At 30.0% G+C, this 26,607-nt stretch carries 24 protein-coding genes; all 24 read left to right on the forward strand.

Going from position 1 to position 26,607, the window contains the following annotated elements; genetic code table 11:
• Window positions 1-63 precede the first annotated feature (63 nt).
• The 24 genes from GR162_RS14315 to GR162_RS14430 all read left to right on the forward strand — a co-directional run bounded on the left by GR162_RS14315 (window position 64) and on the right by GR162_RS14430 (window position 26,593).
• Window positions 64-429, forward strand: a complete 366-nt coding sequence (locus tag GR162_RS14315) for a CoA-binding protein (RefSeq protein WP_160782706.1) — start codon at window positions 64-66, stop codon at window positions 427-429.
• Window positions 430-607: 178 nt separating this feature from the next.
• Window positions 608-1,228: a recombination mediator RecR gene (gene recR / locus GR162_RS14320; protein ID WP_160782707.1), complete on the forward strand. Its 621-nt coding sequence runs from the start codon at window positions 608-610 to the stop codon at window positions 1,226-1,228.
• 65 nt (window positions 1,229-1,293) lie between these two features.
• Window positions 1,294-2,085 carry a polysaccharide biosynthesis/export family protein gene (locus tag GR162_RS14325; protein ID WP_160782708.1) on the forward strand — a complete coding sequence of 264 codons (792 nt, stop codon included), beginning with the start codon at window positions 1,294-1,296 and terminating at the stop codon, window positions 2,083-2,085.
• Between the two features lie 15 nt (window positions 2,086-2,100).
• Window positions 2,101-4,548, forward strand: coding sequence for a polysaccharide biosynthesis tyrosine autokinase (locus tag GR162_RS14330; protein WP_160782709.1), 2,448 nt, complete (start codon window positions 2,101-2,103; stop codon window positions 4,546-4,548).
• An 11-nt stretch (window positions 4,549-4,559) separates the two neighbouring features.
• A complete protein-coding gene (locus GR162_RS14335; protein ID WP_160782710.1) occupies window positions 4,560-5,543 on the forward strand; it encodes an SDR family oxidoreductase in 984 nt (327 codons plus the stop codon).
• 27 nt (window positions 5,544-5,570) lie between these two features.
• Window positions 5,571-6,962, forward strand: coding sequence for a UDP-glucose 6-dehydrogenase (locus GR162_RS14340; RefSeq protein WP_160782711.1), 1,392 nt, complete (start codon window positions 5,571-5,573; stop codon window positions 6,960-6,962).
• A gap of 74 nt (window positions 6,963-7,036) precedes the next feature.
• Window positions 7,037-7,501 (forward strand): UpxY family transcription antiterminator, encoded by a 465-nt coding sequence (locus tag GR162_RS14345; RefSeq protein WP_160782712.1) that lies wholly within the window; start codon window positions 7,037-7,039, stop codon window positions 7,499-7,501.
• A gap of 282 nt (window positions 7,502-7,783) precedes the next feature.
• The gene (locus GR162_RS14350) at window positions 7,784-9,073 is read left to right on the forward strand and encodes a nucleotide sugar dehydrogenase (protein WP_160782713.1); all 1,290 of its coding nucleotides are present in this window, start codon (window positions 7,784-7,786) and stop codon (window positions 9,071-9,073) included.
• 30 nt (window positions 9,074-9,103) lie between these two features.
• Window positions 9,104-10,111 carry a mannose-1-phosphate guanylyltransferase gene (locus tag GR162_RS14355; RefSeq protein WP_160782714.1) on the forward strand — a complete coding sequence of 336 codons (1,008 nt, stop codon included), beginning with the start codon at window positions 9,104-9,106 and terminating at the stop codon, window positions 10,109-10,111.
• Window positions 10,112-10,126: 15 nt separating this feature from the next.
• Window positions 10,127-11,173 carry a dTDP-glucose 4,6-dehydratase gene (gene rfbB, locus GR162_RS14360; RefSeq protein ID WP_160782715.1) on the forward strand — a complete coding sequence of 349 codons (1,047 nt, stop codon included), beginning with the start codon at window positions 10,127-10,129 and terminating at the stop codon, window positions 11,171-11,173.
• A gap of 31 nt (window positions 11,174-11,204) precedes the next feature.
• Window positions 11,205-13,700: an SLBB domain-containing protein gene (locus GR162_RS14365; RefSeq protein ID WP_160782716.1), complete on the forward strand. Its 2,496-nt coding sequence runs from the start codon at window positions 11,205-11,207 to the stop codon at window positions 13,698-13,700.
• A gap of 7 nt (window positions 13,701-13,707) precedes the next feature.
• On the forward strand, window positions 13,708-14,772 hold the full coding sequence (locus GR162_RS14370; RefSeq protein WP_160782717.1) for a Wzz/FepE/Etk N-terminal domain-containing protein: 1,065 nt from the start codon (window positions 13,708-13,710) through the stop codon (window positions 14,770-14,772).
• A 112-nt stretch (window positions 14,773-14,884) separates the two neighbouring features.
• The gene (locus GR162_RS14375) at window positions 14,885-16,426 is read left to right on the forward strand and encodes a lipopolysaccharide biosynthesis protein (RefSeq protein WP_160782718.1); all 1,542 of its coding nucleotides are present in this window, start codon (window positions 14,885-14,887) and stop codon (window positions 16,424-16,426) included.
• 4 nt (window positions 16,427-16,430) lie between these two features.
• Window positions 16,431-17,426: a glycosyltransferase family 92 protein gene (locus GR162_RS14380; RefSeq protein WP_160782719.1), complete on the forward strand. Its 996-nt coding sequence runs from the start codon at window positions 16,431-16,433 to the stop codon at window positions 17,424-17,426.
• Window positions 17,420-18,553, forward strand: coding sequence for an EpsG family protein (locus GR162_RS14385; protein WP_160782720.1), 1,134 nt, complete (start codon window positions 17,420-17,422; stop codon window positions 18,551-18,553). The genes GR162_RS14380 and GR162_RS14385 overlap by 7 nt, the downstream gene beginning before the upstream one ends.
• 8 nt (window positions 18,554-18,561) lie before the next feature.
• Complete coding sequence (locus tag GR162_RS14390; RefSeq protein WP_160782721.1) at window positions 18,562-19,377, forward strand: glycosyltransferase family 2 protein; 816 nt, start codon at window positions 18,562-18,564, stop codon at window positions 19,375-19,377.
• A complete protein-coding gene (locus tag GR162_RS14395) occupies window positions 19,378-20,268 on the forward strand; it encodes a glycosyltransferase family 2 protein (protein WP_202393945.1) in 891 nt (296 codons plus the stop codon). It abuts the gene before it with no gap.
• 8 nt (window positions 20,269-20,276) lie between these two features.
• Window positions 20,277-21,326 carry a glycosyltransferase family 4 protein gene (locus GR162_RS14400; RefSeq protein WP_160782722.1) on the forward strand — a complete coding sequence of 350 codons (1,050 nt, stop codon included), beginning with the start codon at window positions 20,277-20,279 and terminating at the stop codon, window positions 21,324-21,326.
• Window positions 21,327-21,370: 44 nt separating this feature from the next.
• Window positions 21,371-22,270, forward strand: coding sequence for a hypothetical protein (locus GR162_RS14405; RefSeq protein WP_160782723.1), 900 nt, complete (start codon window positions 21,371-21,373; stop codon window positions 22,268-22,270).
• Between the two features lie 95 nt (window positions 22,271-22,365).
• The gene (locus tag GR162_RS14410) at window positions 22,366-23,187 is read left to right on the forward strand and encodes a glycosyltransferase (protein ID WP_160782724.1); all 822 of its coding nucleotides are present in this window, start codon (window positions 22,366-22,368) and stop codon (window positions 23,185-23,187) included.
• Entirely contained in the window at window positions 23,184-24,083 is a 900-nt protein-coding gene (locus GR162_RS14415; RefSeq protein WP_160782725.1) for an NAD-dependent epimerase/dehydratase family protein, read from the forward strand. The genes GR162_RS14410 and GR162_RS14415 overlap by 4 nt, the downstream gene beginning before the upstream one ends.
• A complete protein-coding gene (locus GR162_RS14420; RefSeq protein WP_160782726.1) occupies window positions 24,083-25,054 on the forward strand; it encodes a glycosyltransferase family 4 protein in 972 nt (323 codons plus the stop codon). Before GR162_RS14415 ends, GR162_RS14420 begins: the two co-directional genes overlap by 1 nt.
• Complete coding sequence (locus GR162_RS14425; protein WP_160782727.1) at window positions 25,044-25,466, forward strand: WxcM-like domain-containing protein; 423 nt, start codon at window positions 25,044-25,046, stop codon at window positions 25,464-25,466. Before GR162_RS14420 ends, GR162_RS14425 begins: the two co-directional genes overlap by 11 nt.
• The gene (locus tag GR162_RS14430) at window positions 25,466-26,593 is read left to right on the forward strand and encodes a DegT/DnrJ/EryC1/StrS aminotransferase family protein (RefSeq protein WP_160782728.1); all 1,128 of its coding nucleotides are present in this window, start codon (window positions 25,466-25,468) and stop codon (window positions 26,591-26,593) included. The genes GR162_RS14425 and GR162_RS14430 overlap by 1 nt, the downstream gene beginning before the upstream one ends.
• The last annotated feature ends 14 nt before the right edge of the window (window positions 26,594-26,607 follow it).

Below are 26,607 nucleotides of genomic sequence, written 5' to 3' on the forward strand. Positions count from 1 at the left end.
CTAAATCAAAGACATAAAGTTTAATCGTTCTTTTTGATTACTTTTGCAGTCTAAATAAATGCGATGAAAAGTAAAAAAACATTAGTTATAGGAGCATCAACAAATCCAGAACGTTATTCGTTCAGAGCTGTAAATATGTTGGTTGGAAAAGGCCATTCAGTATTGGCAATTGGCCAAAAAACAGGTGAAGTGGCTGGAGTAAAAATTCAAACGAAAACATTACCAGTAAAAAACATTGACACCATTACTTTGTATTTAAATCCTGTTCGCCAGAGAGATTATTATAATTATATTATTGAAGCTCATCCAAAACGAGTAATATTTAATCCAGGAACCGAAAACCCAGAATTATATCAATTGTTAGAGCTAAATGATATTCAAGTTGAAGTTGCTTGTACATTAGTTTTATTGGCTACAAATCAATATTAGGAAGATTGCATAAATACCTTTAGAAATAAATTTTAATGATAATTTATTAAAACATTAAATGCAAGCTGATTAAGTGTTGAGAATAAACTTTTTTATTCTAATTTTCCAATATTGTTGAGCTTTTGAATTTAATGGCTGTAGTGTAGGCAAAACCATTAAAAGTATTACTTTTGTCGTCATGGAATTTTCATCAAAATTAATTGAAAAAGCAGTAAACGAAATGTCGCAATTGCCAGGTATTGGCAAACGCACAGCACTTCGATTAGTTCTTCATTTGCTAAAACAGCCTAAAGAACAGACTGCTTTTTTGTCTCAGGCATTGTTAAATATGCGCGAGGATATTAAATTTTGTGAAAGTTGCTATAATATTTCTGATACTAAAGTTTGTGAAATCTGTTCTAATCCAATTAGAAATCATGAGACAATATGTGTTGTAGAAGATATCAGAGACGTAATGGCGATAGAAAATACGGGACAATTTAAAGGAATATATCATGTGCTTGGCGGGAAAATTTCTCCGATTGAAGGAGTCGGGCCTAATCAGTTGAATATTGTTAGTTTGGTGACAAAAGTGAAATCTGGAAATGTAAAAGAGATTATTTTTGCATTAAGCTCAACAATGGAAGGTGACACAACAAATTTCTATATCTATAAACAAATTGCAGATTCCGATATTATAATTTCAACAATTGCAAGAGGAATATCGGTTGGAGATGAATTGGAATATGCAGACGAAATAACATTAGGACGAAGTATTTTGCACAGAGTCCCTTTTGAAAAAACATTTAAAAATAATTAACCCCCAAATACTAGCTATGTTTCCTGAATGATGAAGGGAAATTATAGTTGCAATAAACTGAACGAATGACAAAAAAAAGTTTTTTTCTATTCTTATTAATTTCCACATTATTCACTTCATGTATTCCGATTAAAGATCTGGTTTATCTTCAAGATAAAAATGGTTCAGACGAACAGAGAGCGATTGCAGAAGTAGAGTCAAAACCGTATAGATTGCAGGTAAATGATATTTTAAAAATCAATATAAAAGCTATTGATCCTAAATTGGTTTCTATTTTTAATACAACGGAAGATCAAAGTGGACAAGCAGGAAAAAGTGAATCCGGTTTATATTTTGACGGTTTTACAGTTGATGATCATGGAAATATTAGAATGCCAATTCTCGGAGAAATAAATGTGATTGGTTATACTCTTGAAGAAGTTCGCGTAAAAATTGAAAAGAAATTACTAGAGGAGTATTTTAAAAGTGAAGCTAATATATTTGTTACAGTTAAATTGGCAGGCTTTAGATATACGATTAACGGAGAAGTGGGAAGCACAGGAACAAAAACCTTGTTTAAAGATAATGTGACTATTTTGGAAGCTGTTGCAAATGCAGGAGATATAACAACAGTGGGTAATAGAAAAGAAGTAACAGTAATTCGTCAGACTCCAACAGGTGTTCAAATGCATGATATTGACCTTACAGATGTGAATGTAATGAAATCACCTTATTATTATTTACAGCCAAATGATTATATCTACGTAAAACCATTGAGGCAAAAAACTTGGGGAACAGGTCAAACAGGAATACAGTCTATTGGAACAATAATTACATTGTTATCTTTAGCTACAACAGTTTACCTAATTATAAAATAAAAATAGATTTTTAAAATGTTAGACATTAAAGACTTTGCCATTTTTGAAAATCATTCTCATTTTGATTTTAAAGGGTTTCTGTTGAAAATTGCCAGTTACTGGAAATGGTTTCTTGCCAGTTTGATTATTACTTTTACAATTGCTTATCAGATAAACATTCGTAAAGAGAAAATTTACGAAATGCAGACATTAGTTTCCATAAAAGAAGAGAATAATCCTTTTTTTACCGCTAATACAAGTTTGGTGTTCAATTGGGGAGGAATTTCAGATCAGGTAAATGGGATTTCTACAATTCTTCAGTCAAGATCCCATAATGAATTGGTTGTAGATAAGCTTCAGTTTTATATTGACTATTTAGAGCAAGGAAAATACAATTTAATAGACTCTTACGGCGCTGTTCCATTTTATATCGATATTGATAAGACAAAAGGACAGCTTGTAAATACGTTAATTGGTGTAAAATTTTTGAGTGAAAACGAATACCAAATCCAGGTTCCATTTGAAAATAACTCGGTTTCACTAATTACTTATAGCAATAACTCTTATAGTAGTACGTCAGTACAACCTGTAACTTTTATTAAAAAGTATAAAGTTGGAGAACGAGTTAATCTTCCATTCTTAAATTGGAAACTTCAAATAACAGATAATCCGGGTTTTTATAAAGGTAAAGAATACTTTTTAAGATTTAATGATTTTGACGGAACGGTATCTCGATATAAAGGGATAAATGTAGATGCTGGGAAAAGCGGCGGGTCTATATTAACGTTGTCAATGCAGGGGACAAATAAGGCACGAATGGTAGATTATTTGAATTCTACTGTAAAAATGCTTATAAAAATGCAGTTGGATGGAAAAAATCAATTTGCTACAAACACTATTCGTTTTATTGATAGTACTTTGGTGGCAATGGAATCTCAACTGAAACAAACGGGCAATGAATTAAAAACTTTCCAAAAAGATAAGAATATTTATGAAATTGAAGGAGGTGGCTCTAAAGTTTCAGAGAAAATAATGGATTTTGATGTAGAAAAAGATCAAGTTACTAGAAAAATAGCGTATTATAATTCGTTAAAATCATATTTAAATAGTAGCGATGATTATTCTAGATTACCAGCACCTTCTGTTGCAGGAATTGAAGATCCTAATATTGTTGCAAATGTTTCCAAACTTATAGCGCTTTCTACGCAAAGATCTGAAATGGCTTATGCTGTGAAGAGCGAAAAAATATTTAAAGATTTTGATAATCAAATGCAGGCAGTGAAGAATGTTCTTCAAGAGAATATTGCTACTGCAAAAGCATCTTTATTATCTGATTTGTCTCTGGTAAATGCGAAAATTGGTCAAGCAGAAAGTACTGTGAGAAGGCTTCCTGCTGAACAACAAGAATTATTGAAGATCAAAAGGAAATATGATTTAAATGATAATATTTATACAGAATTTCTTCAAAAAAGAAATGAGGCAGAGATTGTAAGGGCATCTAATTTATCTGACATTCATTTTATTGATCCAGCAAAAGATATCGGAGAAGGGCTAATAGGGCCTAAAACTTCTGTAAATTATGTAATGGCTTTGTTTTTAGGGGCTTTGATTCCTTTATTATTTGTTTTAGTGATTTTTTTCATTAATAATTCAATCCAGAATAGTGAAGATATTACTAGACTAACACAGATTCCGTTACTTGGGATTATCGGGCTAAATAAGGATTCAGGTACTTTAGCAGTTTTTGATAAGCCAAAATCAGCACTTTCAGAAGCTTTTAGAGGCATTCGTTCTTCCCTTCAGTTCTTGTATAAAAAACAGCAAGTCAAAGGATCAAAAACATTAATGATTACTTCTTCAATTAGTGGTGAAGGAAAGACATTTTGTTCTATAAATATTGCTACAGTTTTTGCTTTAAGCGAAAAGAAAACCGTAATTGTTGGTCTAGATTTACGAAAGCCTAGATTAGCAGATGAATTTCAAATAAAATCATCTTTAGGTGTTGTCAATTATTTGATAAAACAAAATAATTTAGAGGAAATTACTAATTCAACGTCAATTCCAAATTTAGATGTAATTTTGTCTGGACCAATTCCGCCAAATCCTTCAGAGCTAATTTTAAGCGATGCTATGAAGGAATTGATTGATGAATTGAAGCAAAAATATGATTATATAGTTTTGGATACTCCGCCAGTTGGTTTAGTAGCAGATTCATTAGAATTAGTTCAGTTTGCAGATGTAACATTGTATATCGTAAGGCAAAATTATACTAAGAAAGATATGATAACGTTGTTAAATACCAGACTTAAACGTGGTGAGTTAAGTAATGTTAGTATTGTGTTGAATGGCTATGAAAATAAAGCTAAATATGGGACTGGTTACGGTTATGGCTATGGTTACGGAGCTTATTCAAATGGTTATCACGAAGAAGAAGCAAAAGTTGGATTTTGGAAAGCATTCATGAATCGAATTAGAAAAAGCTAAACTTTTGATAAATGGAAAGTAAAACAAAAGATACAATTTTAATTACAGGAGGGGCTGGATTTATAGGCTCAAATTTGACCGAGTATTTTTTAGGTTTAGGCTATAAAGTTGTCTGTTTGGATAATTTTTCCACAGGACATCGTCATAATTTGAAAGATTTTTTAAGCAATCCTGATTTTAAATTAATCGAAGGTGATATTCGAAATTTAGCAGATTGTAATTTAGCAGTTGAAGGAGCAGATTATATTTTACATCAAGCTGCTTTAGGTTCTGTTCCAAGGTCAATAAAGGACCCAATTACGACCAATGAAGTAAATGTTTCTGGATTTTTAAATATGCTTACAGCAGCTCGTGATGCTAAAGTAAAACGATTTGTATTTGCAGCGAGTTCATCAACCTATGGAGATTCTCAAGGATTGCCAAAAGTAGAAGATGTTATCGGAAAACCATTGTCTCCTTATGCCATTACTAAGTATGTAAATGAGTTATATGCGGAAATCTTTAGTAAAACTTATGGCTTACAAACAATCGGACTTAGGTATTTTAATGTTTTTGGAAGAAAGCAAGATCCTAACGGTGCTTATGCAGCAGTAATTCCAAAATTTGTAAAACAATTTATGAATCATGAAAGTCCTGTGATTAACGGAGATGGGAATTACTCTCGTGATTTTACCTACATCGATAATGTTATTCAGATGAATGAACTGGCAATGACTTCTAAAAATCCGGAAGCCATTAATACTGTTTACAATACTGCATTTGGAGATAGAAATACATTAAATGATTTGGTTAAATATTTAAAAGAATATTTATCCGAGTTTGATCCAAAAATAAAAGATGTCCCAGTCGTTTATGGAGAAAATAGAGCAGGAGATATTCCGCATTCTTTGGCGAGTATTGAAAAAGCAAAAAAAATACTGGGATATAATCCGAAATATTCTTTGCAAGACGGATTGAAAGAAGCTGTAGGATGGTATTGGAATAATTTAAAATAAATTTACGATCAAGATAAAATAGATCAAATGAAAATTACAAAAATTTGCTGCATTGGTGCAGGATATGTTGGAGGGCCAACAATGGCAGTTATAGCGCAAAAATGCCCACACATTCAAGTTACGGTTGTTGATTTAAACGAACAAAGAATAGCAGATTGGAACGATCCAAATCCTGAAAATATTCCAATATATGAGCCAGGTCTTTCTGAAATTGTAGCAGAAGCTAGAGGTAGAAATCTATTTTTTTCTACAGATGTTGATAAGGCAATAGATGAGGCACAAATGATATTTATCTCGGTAAATACGCCAACCAAAACTTATGGTAAAGGCAAAGGAATGGCAGCCGATTTAAAATATATTGAGTTATGTGCAAGACAAATAGCAAGAGTAGCAAAACAAAATAAAATAGTTGTAGAGAAATCAACTTTGCCAGTTAGAACTGCTGAAGCTATTAAAAGCATATTAGATAATACTGGAAACGGTGTTCAGTTTCAAATTTTGTCTAATCCAGAATTTTTGGCGGAAGGAACTGCGGTTACAGATTTGTTAAATCCAGATCGAATTTTGATCGGTGGGGATACAACTCCTGAAGGCGAGGAAGCGATTAACGCTTTAGTAGACGTTTATGCAAATTGGATAAGCAAAGAAAAGATTTTAACAACAAATGTTTGGTCATCAGAGTTGTCTAAATTGACTGCAAATGCATTTTTAGCTCAACGAATTTCATCTATTAATGCGATGTCTGAATTGTGTGAAAAAACAGGTGCAGATGTCAACGAGGTGGCGAGGGCAATTGGAATGGATAGCAGAATCGGTCCTAAATTCTTAAAAGCTTCTGTTGGATTTGGAGGTTCTTGTTTTCAAAAAGATATTCTGAATTTAGTTTATATAGCAAAGTCATACGGATTAAATGAAGTTGCCGATTACTGGGAACAAGTCATTATTATGAACGATCATCAAAAAAGAAGATTCTCAAATAAAATTGTTCAAACATTATACAATACAGTAGCCGATAAGAAAATTACTTTTTTGGGATGGGCTTTCAAAAAAGATACAAACGATACAAGAGAATCTGCCGCAATTTATGTAGCTGATGATTTAGTAAATGAACAAGCTAAAATTTCAGTTTATGATCCGAAAGTTTCAGAAAATAAGATGTTAAGCGATCTTAACTATTTAGAAACAAGATCAAGTGAAGAAAATGTAAAAGCGTTGAATGTGTTTGACAATGCTTATGAAGCTTGCAAGGACGCTCATGCAATTGCAATCTTAACCGAATGGGATGAATTTACTACTTATGACTGGAAAAAAATATACGATTCTATGCATAAGCCCGCTTTTGTTTTTGATGGAAGAAATATTTTGAATGCTAAAGAATTAGAGTCAATTGGATTTGTTTATAATGGAATAGGTTCCTAAAGAACTTTTGTCGCGAAGTGAAAATGATGCAGAAATATGAAGTGTAATAAGTTTGCTTCGATATAAATATAAAGATGAATTGGTTCGTAGTTTATACAAAACCTAAATGGGAGAAAAAAGTTGCCGATAAGCTTAATCAATTAGGGATTGAATGCTATTGTCCCCTTATTACTCAAGTTAAGCAATGGTCAGACAGAAAGAAAAGGATAGAAGTGCCACTTTTTAATTCTTATGTTTTTGTTCAATTGGAAGATTCAGACAGGAATTTAGTTTTTCAGGTTGCCGGAGTTGTTAGATATTTGTTTTGGTTAGGGAAACCCGCAATCGTAAAAGACTGGGAAATCGAAGCGATAAAAAACAGTCTTAAAGCAACAAATATTAGTGAAGTTACTGTTTCCGCGCTTCAAGTGGGAGATAAAATTAAATTAGAATCGGGAGCATTTATTAATCAAAATGCAATTGTTCAAGAAGTTTCTAATAATTATTATACTTTAATCTTGGAAACTTTAGGATGTATTCTAAAAATAAAATATAAATAACGACGTTATCAAATAAAAATTAACAGAAGAGAAGTCTTTTTTTTAGATTTTTTCTTCTGTTTTTTTTATGAAGGAATTATTTACGGCCTGATTAATAATGTGTTGTCATTAAGTGTTTTTAAATTAACAATTTGTTTTCGAGTATTACGTGAAACCGTATTGAATAACTAGACTTATTATACTATATTTGCGCGAAAATGATTAATTTAGGCATCTGAGTCAGATATTGTGACTTGGAATGGCGAAGCCGTGAATTTTTGATAGCCTAAAGAAATTAAGAAAATGGAATTAGATAAAAATATTAAAATTGCAGTTATTGGTTTAGGGTATGTAGGATTACCATTAGCTCGATTATTTGCAACAAAATATTCTGTTGTTGGTTTTGATATAAATGAGTCTAGAGTCAATTCTTTGAAATCGGGAACTGATACAACTTTAGAAGTTGAAGATGATGTTTTACAAAAAGTATTAATTACCAATCCTGATGAAGATGCAGGTCTGTATTGTACTACTTCGATAGATGATATTAAGAATTGCAATTATTATATAGTTACAGTTCCTACTCCAGTTGATAGAAATAATAGACCAGATTTAACACCTCTTTATAAGTCTAGCGAAACCGTTGGTAAAGTTCTAAAAAAAGGAGATATCGTTATTTACGAATCAACTGTTTATCCTGGAGTAACAGAAGAGCAATGTGTGCCAGTTCTAGAGCAGGTTTCTGGATTAAAATTTAATGAAGACTTTTTTGCAGGATATTCGCCAGAAAGAATAAATCCAGGAGATAAGGAACATACAGTTGAAAAAATTCTGAAAGTTACTTCTGGGTCAACGCCGGAAATTGGGTTAAAAGTTGATGCTTTATATAAGTCTGTAATTACTGCTGGAACACATTTAGCACCAACTATAAAAGTTGCCGAAGCGGCTAAGGTTATTGAAAATTCTCAAAGAGATATTAATATCGCTTTTGTTAATGAATTGGCGAAGATTTTCAATCTAATGAATATTGATACACAAGAAGTACTAACGGCAGCGGCAACAAAATGGAATTTTTTGCCATTTAAGCCAGGCCTTGTCGGTGGACATTGTATCGGTGTTGATCCCTATTATTTAGCACAAAGAGCCCAAGAGTTCGGTTATCATCCTGAAATAATTTTAGCTGGTAGACGTTTGAACGATAGCATGGGAGAATACGTAGCTTCACAAATAGTGAAACTAATGATTAAAAAAGGAATTTCTGTAAATGGAGCCGAGTTACTAATGCTTGGAATTACTTTCAAAGAAAATTGTCCAGATGTACGAAATACTAAGATAGTCGATGTTGTTAAAGCATTAAAAGATTATGGAATTGTTGTGATGATATTCGATCCACTTGCAGATGTGCAGGATGTAAAAAAAGAGTATAATTTAGTAACATTAAATTCTATTCCCAATAATAAATTTGATGCAATAGTTCTAGGAGTTTCGCATGCGGAGTTTTTAGAATTAAACTTTGCTGAATTGCAAAAATCAAATAGTTTATTGTATGACGTAAAAGGAGTTTTAGGTGCTATAGCTGATAATAGATTATAGACTAAAAATCCTTTTTTTATTTAGAGAAAAATGGAAACAAAACAATCAATAATACATGTTATTTTAACTGGCGGAGTAGGTAGTAGATTATGGCCTCTTTCTCGCAAAAGTAGACCAAAACAATATTTAGAGATATTTGAAGGGAAATCATTATTCGAAATGACGGTAGAACGTAATAGTTATTTGGCCGATAAAGTTATGGTGGTAGGAAATGTTGACAATCATCATTTGAGTGGATTAGTTATGGATAAAACCAATACTGTTTACGTGAATATTGTAGAAGCAACACCTAGGAATACTGCAGCAGCAATTGCCTTTGCTGCTTTTGCTTCAAAGCCAGAAGATATACTAATAATTACACCTTCTGATCATATAATTGATAAAATAGAAGATTACAATAAGGCAATTCACGAAGCAATCTCTAAAGCAAAAGATGGTTTTATAGTTACTTTTGGAATTATTCCAACTAAACCAGAAACTGGTTATGGATATATCGAATCTAAGGGTGACAAAGTCTTGTCATTTAGAGAAAAACCTAACGAAACTACAGCTAAAGAGTTTATTGCAAGAGGAAACTTTTTATGGAATAGTGGTATGTTTTGCTTTAAAGCTGGTGTTTTATTGGATGAATTAAAGCAATTTCAGCCAGATATTTATGAAAAATCTAAAGCAGTTTGGGAATCTTCTGAACAAGGGTTTTTAGATTTAGAATTATCAATGCAAATTCCATCAATTAGTATTGATTATGCTGTGATGGAAAGAAGTAAAAAAATCAAAGTAGTCCCCGCATCTTTTTCATGGTCAGATCTTGGTTCTTTTGAATCAGTTTACGAATATTTAGTTTCAAAAGGACATCCTGTAGATTCTAATGGAAATATGGTAATAGGATGTGAAAGCCACACAACTTTTTTAGGCTTACGAAATACTATTTTTGTGCATACTGACACTGCCAATTTGATTTTACAAAAAGAGAATTCGCAGGATGTAAAAGATATATATAACGAATTAGAAAGACAAAAATCAGATTTATTAAATTAATAAAAGCATTTAAGAATGGAAAAAATTCTAATAACTGGCGGTGCTGGTTTTATTGGGTCTCATGTAGTAAGACGTTTTGTAAATAAATATCCAAAATATCAGATTTTTAATTTAGATGCGTTAACTTATGCTGGAAATCTTGAAAATATAAAAGATATTGAAGATAAACCAAATTACACTTTCGTTAAAGGAGATATTGTTGATGAAAATTTTATTAATGAACTTTTTGAACTTCATAATTTTGATGGAGTTCTACATTTAGCAGCAGAATCTCATGTGGATCGTTCAATTGAAGATCCTCTTGCTTTTGTTAAGACCAATGTTATTGGTACTATGAATTTGCTAAATGCGGCTAAGAATCAATGGAAAGGAAATTTTGAAGGAAAAAGGTTCTATCATATTAGTACAGATGAAGTTTATGGTTCACTAAGCTCTACTGGATTATTTACTGAAGAAACACCATATGATCCTAACTCTCCTTATTCTGCGTCAAAAGCCAGTTCAGATCATTTTGTGAGAGCTTATGGTGAGACTTATGGATTGCCATATATCTTAACTAATTGTTCTAACAATTATGGATCATACCATTTCCCAGAAAAACTAATTCCACTTTTTATAAATAATATTATAAACAACAAGCCTTTACCAGTGTATGGTGATGGAAATTATACGCGTGATTGGCTTTTTGTTGAAGATCATGCAATTGCAATAGATTTGGTTTTTCATGAAGGAAAGAATCATGAAACCTATAATATTGGTGGATTTAATGAATGGAAAAACATAGATCTGGTTAAGTTGCTATGTAAAATAATGGATGGAAAATTAGGACGAGCAGAAGGTACTTCTGAAGAACTAATTACCTATGTTAAAGATAGACCAGGCCATGATTTGCGTTATGCCATAGATGCTTCAAAAATTAATAAAGAGCTAGGCTGGAAGCCTTCAGTTACTTTTGAAGAAGGATTAGAAAAAACTATCAATTGGTATTTAAATAATCAAGAGTGGCTTAAAAATGTTACTTCGGGAGCTTACAAAGATTATTATCAAAAACAATACTCATAAAAAATATCTTTAAAATAATTTTTCCTTTAACATGAAAAAAATATTATACGTTCTTACATTATTTTTTGTATTGATTACTTTTAATGCAACTGCACAGGATATAATGAGATCTAAAGATCTAAGTACCGTAAAAGTAGATTATTTATCTGATGATGATTTAGCAAAAATTAGTACTCAGTTAAAAAGCAACAATGCAACTATCGATCAAGTTGAATCTATGGCTTTATCAAAAGGTATGAGTCAAACAGAGTTTAATAAACTTAGAGTCAAACTTAACGAGTATGAAAAGAAGAATGTTAAGGATGGTGCTAAAGATAAAAACAAGGATAGTAAATCAAAAACGGGAGAAAAAACTTCAGAGTTTGGGAGGAAACAAGGAGAAATAAAAAATGAGAAAGTAAAAGATTCTTTAAATGCATTAATTTTTGGATCAGAGCTATTTGATAATCCTACTTTAAATTTTGAACCAGATTTAAACTTGGCTACTCCAATGAATTATATTCTTGGCCCTGGTGATGAATTACAAGTAAGCGTTTATGGTGTTCAAGAATATAATGCTAATATACCCGTAAGTGTAGAAGGAAAGGTAAGTATAGACTATGTAGGGCAAATCTCTGTTTCTGGAATGTCTATTGAGGCCGCAACACAAAAAATAAAAGCGGCAATTGCTAGAGTTTACAGTACAGTTCGTTCTGGCCAATCTCAAGTTAGCATTAGTTTAGGAAAAATACGTACTATAAAAGTAACAATAGTTGGGGGTAAACAACCAGGTAACTATTCAATCTCTTCGTTAGCCACTGTTTATAATGCTTTGCATTTAGCAGGTGGACCTGGAAAAAATGGGAGTTATAGAAACATCGAATTGATAAGAAACAATAAAGTTTACAAGAATATTGATATTTATAGATTCTTAGTTAAAGGAGATCAATCTGACAATGTTGCTTTAAAAGAAAATGACGTAATTCGGATCCCAGCTTACAGCCAAAGAGTTACTGTTGAAGGAGAAGTGAAAAGACCAGGTATTTTTGAAATGAAAAAAGGAGAAAAGTTTTCAGATTTATTGAGTTTTGCTTCAGGTTTTAATGAGTTTGCTTATACAGCATCTGTAAACGTCTTGCAAAAGACTGGAAAAGAATTTAAAGTTCACGATATTAATGAAGGTGAATATAATTCTTATCAACCTCAGTCAGGAGATGTTTTTAGAGTTACGAAAATTTTAAATAGATTCGAAAATCGTATTAAGATTGAAGGAGCTGTTTTTAGACCAGATTATTATTCTTTTACAGAAGGAATGAAAATTTCTGATCTTGTAACAAGAGCAGAAGGATTAAAAGAAGATGCATATAGTAAAAGAGCACGAATTATTCGTTTAAAGACAGATTTGACAACAGAAATTGTTAATGTAGACTTAGGTGCTGCTTTATCAGGAGATCTGAATGCAGATATTGAACTAAAAAGAGAAGATATAGTTACAGTATATTCTATTCTAGATTTCAGAGAAGAATATAAAGTTACAATTGATGGTGAAGTAAAAAATCCAGGTGAATATGAATATTTTGAAAATTTAACTTTAAATGATTTAGTTATTCAAGTTGGTGGGTTAACAGGTTCTGCTTCTAAAAGGGTCGAAATTGCTAGAATGATAAAATCTGATGCTATTGATGATGCTGATCCTAAACGCATTGAATTAGTCGAGCTAGAAATTACCGCAGACAATAATGAACAAATTAAAAATTTTGTTTTAAAACCTTTTGATGTTGTAAATATACGTAGAATGGCAGTTTATGAGAAACCAGAAATGGTTAAAGTAAGTGGAGCTGTAACTTATCCGGGCAAATATGTATTAGCAAATAAGAAAGAAAGAGTTTATAATATTGTAATGAGAGCAGGCGGGTTAACCTCTATTGCGAATTTAGATGGGATGAAAATTAAACGACCAATCAAGGAAGAGCAGATTGAGCAATTGGAAAGTATAAATCTTAACTTGGAGAAAAAGGAAACATTAGAAAAAAAGGAAGGAACTTTAGATGAGTCAAATCTTAAAACTAATGATACTCTTAAATCCAAATTATCAAAAAAATTAAGAGACGAATTAAAATATACAACTATTCCAGTTAATTGGGAGAAAATTGTGAAAGATAAAAATCACTATTCAAATGTTACCTTATTTCCAGGTGATGAAATTGAAGTTGCCGTATATAACGAAGGCGTAAAAGTTACGGGTAATGTGTTATTGACATCCGAGATACCGTACAGAAGCGGAAAAGGATTTAAGTATTATATTAATTCTGTAGGAGGTGTGGATAATAAAGGTTGGAAAAGAAAAGCTTATATTATCTACCCTAATGGAAAAGCAGCTGTAACAACCTCATTTTTGTTCTTTAGATCTTATCCTAAGGTAGAGCCTGATTCACAAATTGTTGTGCCTGAAAAACCTGAGAAAAAGAAAATGAGTGCTGGAGAATGGGCTGGTCTTGGAACTGCATTTGCTAGTTTAGCATTATTAATTGTTACCGCTTTCAAATAATTTTTTAATGGGAACAGAAATTGAAAAAGACGAAATATCGTTAAAAGATTTGTTATTAAAGGGAAAAGAATGGTTTAGTTATTTACTTTCCAAGTGGAAAATTATTATGTTTGCTGGAATGATTGGAGCAATTATTGGCCTAACATATTCAATATTTAAAAAACCAGTTTATACTGCGACATTATCTTTTGCCTTAGAGGATGATAAGTCAGGAGGAGGTTTGGGAGGTGCTTTAGGCTTAGCTAGTTCTTTCGGTTTAGATTTGGGAGGAAGTGGTGGCGGAATATTTACTGGTTCAAATTTAACAGAGCTGTTTAAGTCGCGGAGAATGGTTGAGAAAACGTTATTGTCGCCTGTTAAGTTGAATGGAAAAGAAATTTCCTTGGCTGAAATGTATATTCAGAATAATGAATGGCGTAAAGATTGGATTGAAAAGCCATTTTTAAGTAATATTCAATTTTTACCTAATGAAAATCGCGAGAAATTTACAAGAATTCAAGATAGTATTTTGGGTGTAATGTATTATAATTTATCTAAAACTGGTTTGTCTGTTTTACAAAAAGATAAAAAAGTTTCTATTATTACTATTGATGTTAGTTCTACTAATGAATTATTTGCAAAATTTTTCTGCGAAGCTTTAGCAAGACAAGTAGGGAAATTTTATGTAGAGACCAAAAGTAAGAAGGCTAGACTGAATATGGATATTTTGGAGCATCAGGTGGATTCAATACGAAGAGAGTTAAACGGTGCAATTACTGGCGTAGCTATTGCAAATGATAATACGTTTAATTTGAATCCAGCACTTAATGTTCGAAGAGCGCCTTCAGCAAGAAGACAAGTAGATGTACAGGCAAATACAGCTATTTTAACAGAATTGATTAAGCAATCTGAGTTAGCAAAAGTTACTTTAAGAAAAGAAACTCCATTGATACAAGTTATTGATAGGCCAATATTACCATTGGCAAAAGAGCGATTAGGGAAATTAAAAGGGTTCATTTTTGGGGGAAGCTTATGTGCTTTTTTAGGAATTATTTTCTTACTTTTTAAACGTTTTTTAGATCAACTTAATTAATTACTGTTTATAATAAATTTAGTTCTAATTTTAATACTATTTTTAAATTTTAACTTTGATTTCTAGATTTTGTTCTTTCTAATTAGGGTAGATTATAATTCAAATCAATTTAATGAAAAATTATTCCAGAATAAAAAAAAGTGTCGTAAATGTAAAGTTTGCTTTGACTTTTTTTGTTATAAATATAGTACTTCAGTTTTTTTACAGAAAGGTATTTCTCGATGTTTTAGGTTCAGACATTCTTGGATTGAATACTACAGCGATGAATTTATTACAATTTCTAAATTTAGCAGAACTCGGTGTAGGCGCAGCTGTTAGTTATTCATTGTATAAGCCTTTAAACAATAATAATCAAAAACAGGTAAATGAGATTGTTTCTATTCAAGGTTATTTATATAGTAGAATTGGAATGGTTGTTTTAATTGCAGCAATTATTCTAATGCTTTTTTTTCCATTTTTTTTTTCTGATATTAAAATTTCTTTATGGTATGCATACACCACTTTCGGTGTATTATTAGTATCTGCACTAATAGGATACTTTCTTAATTATCAACAGATAGTTCTTGTTTCTGATCAAAAAGAATATAAATTGAATTATGCCATTCAGGGAACTAAAATTATAAAGGTGGTATTGCAAATTCTTACAATCTATTTTTTAGATAATGGATACATTTGGTGGCTTTTTTGGGAACTTATGGCGATTTTTGTGACTGTTTTTGGAATAAAATATATATTAGATATTGAATATCCATGGCTAGATACAAATATTCACCTTGGTAAAAAGTTGATGATCAAATACCCTGATATTACACATAAAACGAAGCAACTGATTACTCACAAAATTGCTGGATTTGCCTTAAATGAAAGCAGTCCTTTAATCATATTTGCATTTACCAGTCTGTCATTTGTTGCCAGTTATGGAAATTATTTACTTATTATCCTTGGAATTACAGCTCTTTTAGGTGCCGTTTTTAATAGCACAAATGCTGGAGTTGGTAATCTCGTGTCTGAAGGTAATCTCGACAAAATAATTTCTGTTTTTAAGGAGCTATTTGCATTAAGATTTTTTTTATCTTGTATTGCTTGTTATGGCGTTTATAAATTGACGCCTGTCTTTGTAGTGCATTGGGTTGGTAAGCAATATTTATTAGAAAAATCTAATTTGATTTTACTCGTCTTAATTATGTTTATTAACGTAACAAGATTAACGGTTGACTCATTTATTAATGCATATGGACTATTCAATGATATTGCTGCACCTATAATCGAAACTTTTTTAAATATTGGATTATCGATTCTTTTAGGATATTTTTTTGGTATAAATGGAATTTTGGTGGGAGTATTATGTAGTTTATGTTTAATTGTACTATTTTGGAAGCCTTTTTTCTTATTTAAAAGCGGATTTAAGTTTGACTTTATACAGTATTTTATAATGTATTCAAAACTTTTAACTACTACTGCTTTTACTTTTTGCTTGACGGAATATTTAATTTCGAAAATTAAAATAGACCCTTATCTTTCATTGTACAACTTTATTATTTATAGTTTTATTATCATTTTTATTTTTTTTATATTACTTCTAATTGGCTTCCTGAGTATTGATAATGGTATGCGCCAATTGTACTTAAGATGTAAATTATACTTGACAAAATAATTTTATGGAGGAGATTCAAGACTATTATGTAGATGGTGATTTTATCACCCGAGAACGTTTAAAACAGGGGGTAATTAAAAACGACTTTACTCGTTATCTAGCATATTTCTTATTGACATTTTGGGTTAAATTGTTACTAATGTTAAAAAAAGTTTTTTTTAAAGATACAAAGCACTATAAGTATAAATTTAGCATTTGTTGTATTTTTAAAAATGAAGAAAAATATCTCGAAGAATGGATTAATTATCATCTCGTAGTTGGTGTTGATCATTTTTATTTTTACAATAATAATTCTGATGACAATTATTTAAAAGTTCTTAGCCCGTTTATTGATAAGGGAATTGTAGAATTAATTGACTGGCCCTTTAATCACTCCCAAATGAAAGCCTACGAAGATTGTTATAATAAACATAGAAGTGATACAAACTGGTTAGCATTTATTGATGTGGATGAATTCTTATGTCCACTATCTCACACTAGTATTACATCTTGGTTGATTCCTTTTCAAGATTATCCTGGTGTTGCTGTTTATTGGAAGCAGTTTGGGTCAAATGGTAAGTTAAATCATGATTATAGTCAATTGGTTATTGAGCAATATGATCAGTGCTGGCCTAAGCCTAGTGTATTTACAAAAATGTTTTGCAATATGAATTTTCCAATTGCCGAATTTACAAATCCGCATCACTTAGGTTCGAGAATATTTGGCTTTAAGATACCAGCAATTAACCAATACAAAAAAATTATAAGTTTTGGTATAAATAGATTGTCCAACTCATCTAATTCAGCCATTCAAATAAATCACTACTGGGGCAAAGCTTATGATTCTTTTTTGGAAAGTAAAATAAATAGAAGTGATGTTTATCATCAAAATGATGATGAAATGGCACAATCACGTAAAAAACTTTTGAAATCACATGAGTCAATGTGTACTGTTCGTAATAATTCGATACAGCGTTTTTTATTGTATACTAAACTAATGATCAATAATAATAAATGTTAGTTTATATTATTCCATTTTTTGTCACTTTTTTATCATCTATCGTCTACGACGTTTGCAAGCACAATGATAAGAGTGCAGAAATCTTAATATTTATAGGATTATACTTGTATCTAACATGTTTAATAGGGTTTAGATACATGGTTGGGGGGGATAGTTTTGTTTATATGTCTTACTTTAATAGTATATCCAATAACGGAATGTTTGATATTTCTTGGGACGGTGACGGTGATGGTGGATTTCAGCCTTTTTTCGCTTTTTTATTCTCATTTGCTAAGACGATTTATCCAAGCTTTATTTTTTTTCAAATATTACATATACTAATTATTAATACTTGTCTATTCTATTTTATTAGTCAAAGGTCAGAATATCGTTTTAGTGTTTTGTTTCTGTTTTTATTAATGTTTTATATAAATTTTACAGTAGAGATTTTAAGAGAATCTTTAGCTGTAATGGTTTTTTTATTTAATTATAAAAATCTAGAAAATAATAAATGGTTAAAATACTATATTGGTGTTTTTATAGCTGTGATGTTTCATTTGTCTGCAATATTTTTAATTTTTTTACCTTTTTTAAAGTTTTTAAAATTGAATATAACTTACATTATTGTGTTATTTATCGCTCTACTTGCATTAAATCAACTAAATTATCTTTTTGTTTTTTTTGAGAATGTTGAGAAAATTAATAAAAAAGTTAATGATTATTCTGAAGCTTCGTATGGATGGAAGTCTACAGTCTTATTTTTTGTTACCAGAACATTAATTCCTGTGGGGTTACTTCTATGGGCGAAAACTAAGTTCAATATAGCAATTAAGTATGAATTTTTAATATGTGTTTTTGGCATATTAGGTATATGTTCAATTTTCAATACTATAATATTTACTAGGTTTACAAATTATATAATGCCTTTTTATTGTATTGTATTAGCGGATATTTTAATTCCTTTTTTTAGATTAAAAATCTTTACACCAGGTAAATTAATTACGACAGTAACTTTTGTAATTATGCTATTTACATATGGCTACGCTTCATTCTATTGGCCTGAAAGATATTATGTGAAATGGGTACCCTATTATTCTATTTTTAGTTATGAAGCTGAAAATGATAAATTTATTGATAGAAACTACTAATTCAATCTATGCTTGCGATATTACTATCTACCTACAATGGAGAAAATTATTTAAGAGAACAATTAGACAGTATATTTTCTCAAACATTTAAAGATTTTATTCTTTATGTTCGAGATGACGGATCACTTGATAATACGGTGAATATTCTTTATGAGTACGAAAAAGAACATGCTAATTTTGCAATAATTAATGATAATCAAAAAAGAAAGGGCGCATCTGGTAGTTTTATGTGTTTGCTTGAAAAAGTTGAGGCAGATTATTATATGTTTTGTGATCAAGATGATATTTGGTTTTCTTCTAAGATTCAAACCAGTTTAAATGCTATACAGGCGGAAGAACTAAGGTCTAAAGATATGCCAATTCTTGTACATACTGATTTGATCGTTACCGATAATAATTTGAATGTTATTTCTAAATCTTTATGGAAAAACAATAATACAAACCCTTATATAATAACTCGAAAATATTTAAAATTTGTAAATTATATTACAGGTTGTACAATGTTATTTAATCGTATTACGAGAGATCTAGCAATTTTAGATAGCAAAAATATTATTATGCATGATTTTTGGGTCGGTGTCTGCGTTGATTCAGTGAAAGGTATCATTATTACATTACCTATACCAACTATATATTATAGACAACATAGTAATAATGTAATCGGCGCATCTAAAAGCCATAGATTTCCTACTTTAGTCAGATATTTTCACGTACCAGATTTCAGATACTCTATAGATTTGTATAATATGATTAAACATAAATATAGTATGAATTTTTTTCAATACTTAATGCTTAGAATTAGATTCTATTTAAAAAGTTTATAGATGGAAAAAATAGACGTGTCCGTAATTATTGTTAATTACAATACAAAACAGATGACCAATGATTGTATTGAAAGTCTCATAAATTGCACAAAATGTAACAAGATTGAAATTATATTAGTTGATAATGCATCAACCGATGGAAGTAAGGATTTATATGAAAATGATAAGCGCATAAAGTATATATATTCGGAAGAAAATTTAGGTTTTGGAAGAGCAAATAATATAGGTATTGAATCTGCATTGGGAAAATACATTTTCATGTTAAATTCAGATACTATTATTTTGGACGATGTTGTTAGTAAGCTTTTTAATTTTGCAGAAAAAAATAACGACAATAGCTTAGGAGCCGTTGGGACATGTCTAATAAATTATGAAAAACAGGATTTGCTCTCTTTCGGACAATTTATTACTTCCAAAAGAATTTATCATAGATTGTTGGAAAATTTAAAATTGCATAAAAATACATTCGAAGAAAAAGTTTACCAAGAACTTAATGTAAAAGGGTTCGTTGAAGTCGATTTTATTTCTGGAGCGGATTTGTTTATTCCAAAATCTGTATTTAGTAAAATTAATAGCTTCGACCCAGATTTTTTTATGTACTATGAAGAAACAGATCTAGAAAAACGAATGGCAGATGCAGGTTTTAAAAGATATATAATCAATGTTAGGGATATTATTCACTTAGAAGGTGGAAGTTTTGATGATAGTGTGCCTTTCAGAAGAAAAATTCTAATGACAAAAAGTTTAAAATTATACATTAATAAACATTTTAAAGGAATTCTAAAGTCTCAAATTGTAGCTCTTTCATTTTTGATATTATTAAAGGATTTATTAAAAGTCAACTATACAATAAATCAAAACTTAACTTTAATTAAAGAAATTTTTAAATAATATAATTTATGAAAATTGCTTATATTTTGCCTTCCTTGGTAAATACAGGTCCTATTGTTGTGGTTAATAATGTAATAAAACATTTAAAATATAAGGTTGATTTAATTGACGTTTATTATTTTAATGAAACACGCGAGACTTTGAATTTTGACTGTAACGTAATCCATATTACTAAGTCTGATGTAATTGATTTTGATAAATATGACGTAATTCATAGTCATACTTTGTGGGCAGATGTTTATGTATATAAAAATCGAAAAAAAATTAAAAAGGCAAAAATAATCAGTACAATACACCAAGATACTTTTATGAGTTTTACAATTCAATTTAATAGATTTGCTTCCTTCTTCTTAGGTAATATTTGGTGTTATATTCAACGACATTTTAATTCTGTAATAGCTATATCAGATCAGTTAAAAAATCAGTATAGTAAAATATTTCCAAATATAAAAACAATATATAATGGATGTAATATTAATGACAATGAAAATGTTGACGAAGTGATAGCGAAAGCTATATTAAGTTATAAAGAAAAAGGATATAGAATTCTTGGGACGTATGCCTATATTAGTAAAAGGAAAGGCATTTCTCAGGTAATTGAAGTTCTTGAACAGCTTCCGGATTATATTTATGTTATTTTTGGCGAAGGCCCATATTTAAATACACTTAAAAGTGAAGTTGTCAAGTATAAAGTAAAAGAAAGAGTTCTTTTCTTACCATATGTTAAAGCTCCATATTCATATTTGAAGTTTATAGATATATATATGATGCCATCATATTCTGAAGGTTTTGGTTTAGCAATGGTTGAAGCTGCGTTAGCAAATAAGTCGATAGTATGTTCTAATATTCCATCCTTCCATGAAATATTTTCTGAAAATGAAGTGTCCTTTTTTGAATTAGATAATAAAAAGTCTTTACTTCAAGCTATTAATCAGGCATATTCAGAAAAAGTAGAAAAAAGTAAAAATGCAAGTCTAAGAGCAAATAAATTTTTCACATCAGAGATAATGGCTGAGAATCATTTTGCTCATTATGAAGAAATTGTTAATAAGAAATGATCTAATAATATATATTTGCAGTTAGCAAATTAAAAAAAATATTAATGTCAAGCAGAAATAAATTTTTTTTAAATCTATTATTTGAATTAATTCTAAGCCCATATTTATACACTAAGAACTTTATAAAGTGGAGCATTCAGAAACCAGAATTAAGCGTTGAAAAAAGCAGAACAAGAGTTCCCGTGGATGAAGATAAGTTATCTGTATGCATTCATGAATGGGGTGGTTATAAAGGAAAAAGATCTAAAAAAATTAAAAACATAGCAGGGTTTGATTGTGGTCTTGATTATCAATTATTAAGGTTTCAAAATTATAATGGTAAATATGATGTCGATCTTACAGTTACAATTTCTGATTCACATCTGTTTGAAAGAAAAATCGAGGATGTTAAAATAATTAACGTTCCTAATGTGGGAATGGATTTCTCTGGATATGAAACATTTTTTGAAAACATAAAAAATGCTAAAAATAAGTATGTTTTATTGACAAATACATCAGTTAATAAGAAGCAGGTTGAATTTATCGATGACTATTTGGACTTTTTTAAGGCCAACAGATCAGTTGGAATGATGGGGGTTTCTTTTAATTCGAAAATGTATCAAAGTCTTATTAGGAATAATTTTAATCCGCATTTGCAAAGTTTTTTTTTACTAACTACAACAGAAGTGTTAAAAGAGCTAGTGGAAAAAAACAAGAGTTTTCCGGGAAAGGGTGTTGATTTTAAATTAGCATTGATAAGAGAAGGAGAGATAAAATTGTCAAGGATTGTGATGGATCTTGGGTATGAATTGGTCTGTGTCTTAAAAGACGGAACTCCTTATTTTTTCAACAAAAGTTGTTTTCGTGATAATGGAAGAAATTCATGGAGAAATTTCTTTGGAGATTATCGATTATATTTGGAGGAACCTAATTCGATACATCAATTAAATATAAAGAAAGCTTAATTTCTAATTGCAATTTGCATAATTTATTTCAAAATAATTAAAGCTAACTTATGTTTTTAAAGTCTTTATATTTTTGATTCGTAAATTTTTTTAAAATGAATAAAAAAATAACTGCTTCTATTGTTTTGTATAACAGTGATGCCACGCTGTTAGAAGGTATAATAAAATCTTTTTTAGATACAGATTTGAATCTAAAAATATATTTAATAGATAATTCTCCAAATGATGCATTAAGAGTTTTGTCTTCAGACTTAAGAATAGATTACATACATAATCCTTCGAATCCTGGATTTGGAGCTTCTCATAATGTTGCAATAAAAAAAGCGATAGAATTGGGAGCACAATATCATTTTATTGTTAATCCTGATATTTACATAAAAAATGATATAATTACGCCAATGATTAAATATATAGATAGTGATTCAAAAATAGGAATGATGATGCCTCAGGTTTTAAATGTGGATGGAAGTATTCAGAATTTACCTAAATTGTTGCCTACACCTTTTAGTATATTTTGGAGAAAGTTTAAAAAACCTGTAAAAGCATATCAAAAATTTATAAATAAATATGAACTTAGAGAAGTTCCAAAGGATTTTATTTATAATACACCTATACTTTCAGGTTGTTTTACGCTGTTGAAAATAGAAGCTATTAAAAAATTAGGAATGTATGATGATGCTTTTTTTATGTACTTTGAAGATTGGGATCTTTCGAGAAGAATACATCAGCATTATAAAACAATTTACTTCCCGAAAGTGTCGGTAGTGCATGAGTATGAATCTGGAGCAAATAAAAATAAAAGACTGTTTAAGATATTTGTTACTTCGGCTTTTAAATACTTCAATAAGTGGGGTTGGTTTTTTGATGCTGAAAGAAAAAAAATAAATAATGAAGCACTGTCACAATTCAATCAATGAAAATAGCGATAACAGGAATAAGAGGTTTCGTTGGTAAAAATCTGCAAAAATATTTAGAAACAACCTACAAAATAGTTTCTATCAGTGCACGTTATGAATTAGATCAGAAATTTGAAATTAGTGCAGATGCATTAATCCATCTAGCCGGCAAAGCTCATGATTTGAAAAAAGTATCAGAACCGAAAGAGTATTTTGATGCTAATTATGAGTTAACGAAACAATTGTTTGATGCCTTTTTAGATAGTGAAAGTTTTGATTTTATTTACTTTAGTAGCGTAAAATCTGTTGCAGATAGTGTTCAAGATGTTTTGTTTGAAGACGAGAATCCTGATCCAAAATCACCTTATGGTCAATCTAAATTAAATGCTGAAAATTATATTTTATCAAAAAAAATCTCACAAGGAAAGAGAGTTTTTATTATAAGACCTTGTATGATACATGGTCCCGGAAACAAAGGAAATCTAAATTTACTTTTTAATGTAGTGAAGAAAGGAATGCCTTATCCTTTGGCAGCTTTTCATAATGAAAGATCATTTTTAGGTATTGATAATCTTAATTTTTTGATTAAAGAAATTCTTGAAAACAAAGAAATTCCTTCTGGGATTTATAATTTTTCGGACGACGAATTTTTATCCACAAATGATGTCGTAAGAATAATATCTTCTGTTTTGAATAAAAAAGACAGATTGATTAAAATTCCAAAAGGGCTTATAATTGGAATGGCTAAAATAGGAGATTTTATAAAATTTCCCTTAAATTCTGAAACCATTCAAAAACTAACAGAAAATTATCGTGTTTCTAACAGAAAGATAAAATCAGCTATTGGAATTGAAAAACTTCCATATACAGCCAAACAAGGATTAGAAAAAACTATCAAAAGCTTCATAGAAAAATAATGGAATACACAATTTTAGGAATTGTTTTAATGATTATTATGCTACTTTATTTTAAAGTAGCAGATCATTTTAATATCATTGACAAACCAAATCAAAGAAGTTCTCATACAGAAATTACTTTACGTGGTGGCGGAATAATTTTTTGGTTTTCAGCTCTGCTTTATTTTGCGCAACATATTCAAAATAATTATTTTTTCTTTACAGGTATAACTTTAGTTAGTTTAGTCAGTTTTTGGGACGACGTTCAAAGTTTATCGAATAAAATCCGAATCTCTATTCATTTTCTAGCAATCACATTAATTTTTTATGATCTAGACTTGTTTCATTTAATGCCAATTTGGGTTGTTGTAATTGCATATGTTTTAGCTATCGGACTCATTAATGCCTATAATTTTATGGATGGTATTAATGGTATTACTGGGTTTTATACTTTAGTAGTAATGGGATCTTTGTTGTATATCAATACAAAAAAACAACTTTTTATTGATGGTGCGTTAATAAAATATGCAATGTTAGCGAGTTTGGTTTTTCTTTTTTTTAATTATAGAAAGAAAGCAAAATGTTTTGCTGGTGATGTTGGAAGTATTGCTATAGCTTTTTGGATAATTTATTTGGTTGCAAAACTTATTCTAGTAACAGAATCACTTATTTGGTTATTGTTTTTAGCAGTTTATGGAGTTGATGCAGTTTGCACAATCTTGCATAGACTTTATCTTAAACAAAATATTTTTGAAGCGCATAGATTGCACTTGTATCAAGTGTTAAGTAATGAATATAAAATCCAACATCGATTAGTATCTCTTTTTTATGCGTTAGTTCAGACAGGAATTTCTTTTTTAGTGATTTTTCTTTATCAAAAAGTTCAAGATGCAATTATATTTTTAATTGTAATTTTACCATTAATTTTTCTGTACTCCTCAAAATTTTATTTATTAAACAAAAGTAATTTACGATTGAATCATGGAGCCTAAAATAATTGAGGGAGGAAAATTTTCAGATCATCGGGGAAGTATCTTATATGTGAATGATTTTAGCTTTACAAATATTGAAAGGTTTTATATTATAAGTAATTCTAAGGAAAATCCGATTCGGGCTTGGCAAGGTCATAAATTAGATACTAAAAATTTTTATTGTCTTTCAGGTTCTTTTAAAATTCATTTTATAAAAATTGACAATTGGGAGAATCCTTCAAAAGATTTGGCTATTGAGACTGTTTTAGTTACAGAATCTGATAGCAAAATTGTTCACATACCAGCCGGTTATGCAAATGCAGTAGAATCTCTAGAAGAAAATTCAAAATTAATATCCTTTTCTACATTGCCTTTAGCAAATGTAAGTGATGATGATGTTCGCTTTCCGCTAGATTATTGGTTATTCAAATAATGGAAGATAATAGAATTTACTTGTCATTATCTCAAGAAAGCGGTTATGAGCAAGAATATATAGATAGAGCTCTAAAATCGAATTGGATTACTTCTGGAGGACCAAATGTTGACGAATTTGAGGATGAACTTCAGAATTATTTTAATAATGGAAATTTTGTAGCAGCATCAAATTCAGGAACGTCTGCCATACATTTAGCATTAATTCTCTTAGGTGTTAAAAATAGAGACGAAGTAATTTGTCAGAGTATGACTTTTGCAGCTTCGGTAAATCCAATTTTATATCAAAATGCAATTCCGATATTTGTAGATAGTGAAATAGACACTTGGAATATTTGTCCCGAAAATCTTGAGAGCGCTATAAAAGATAGAATCGAGAAAGGAAAAAAACCGAAAGCAATTATAGCGGTTCATTTATACGGTATGCCTTATAAAGTGGATGAAATACATTCAATTGCTGATAAATATGAAATACCAATTATTGAGGATAGCGCTGAAGCGCTTGGAAGTAGTTATAAAGGAAAAAAATGTGGTAGTTTTGGAACATTTGGTGTTTTGTCGTTTAATGGGAATAAAATTATCACCACTTCTAGCGGGGGAGCATTAATAACTAAGTCTAAAGAGATCAAGGAGAAAGCAATTTTTTATGCTACCCAATCAAAAGATAAAGCTGTACATTATCAGCATAGTGAAATAGGTTACAATTATAGAATGAGTAATATTTGCGCTGGGATTGGTCTTGGACAAATGAAAATCTTAGAAAAGAATATTAGTTTAAGACAAGAGAATCATATGTTTTATAAAAATATTTTTAAAGAGGTAAAAAATGTAAAGCTATTTGATAACATAAGAGATGATTTTTTCTCCAATTATTGGCTAAATGCAATATTACTTGAAACAGAAGAAGTAAAAGAAAGGTTAAGACTAGCTTTTGAAAAAGTTAATATTGAGAGTCGCCCATTATGGAAACCAATGCATCTGCAACCAATTTTTAGAGGATATCCATATTATGGCAATAAGATTTCTGAAGAGTTATTCAAAAAAGGATTATGTTTGCCATCAGGATCAAATTTAACTATTACAGATAAAAGTAGAATAAAAGAAGTGATTATTGATTTCTTTAAATGAAAATAAAATTAGAA

The sequence above is a fragment of the Flavobacterium sp. HBTb2-11-1 genome (assembly GCF_009826975.1).
Taxonomy (GTDB): domain Bacteria; phylum Bacteroidota; class Bacteroidia; order Flavobacteriales; family Flavobacteriaceae; genus Flavobacterium.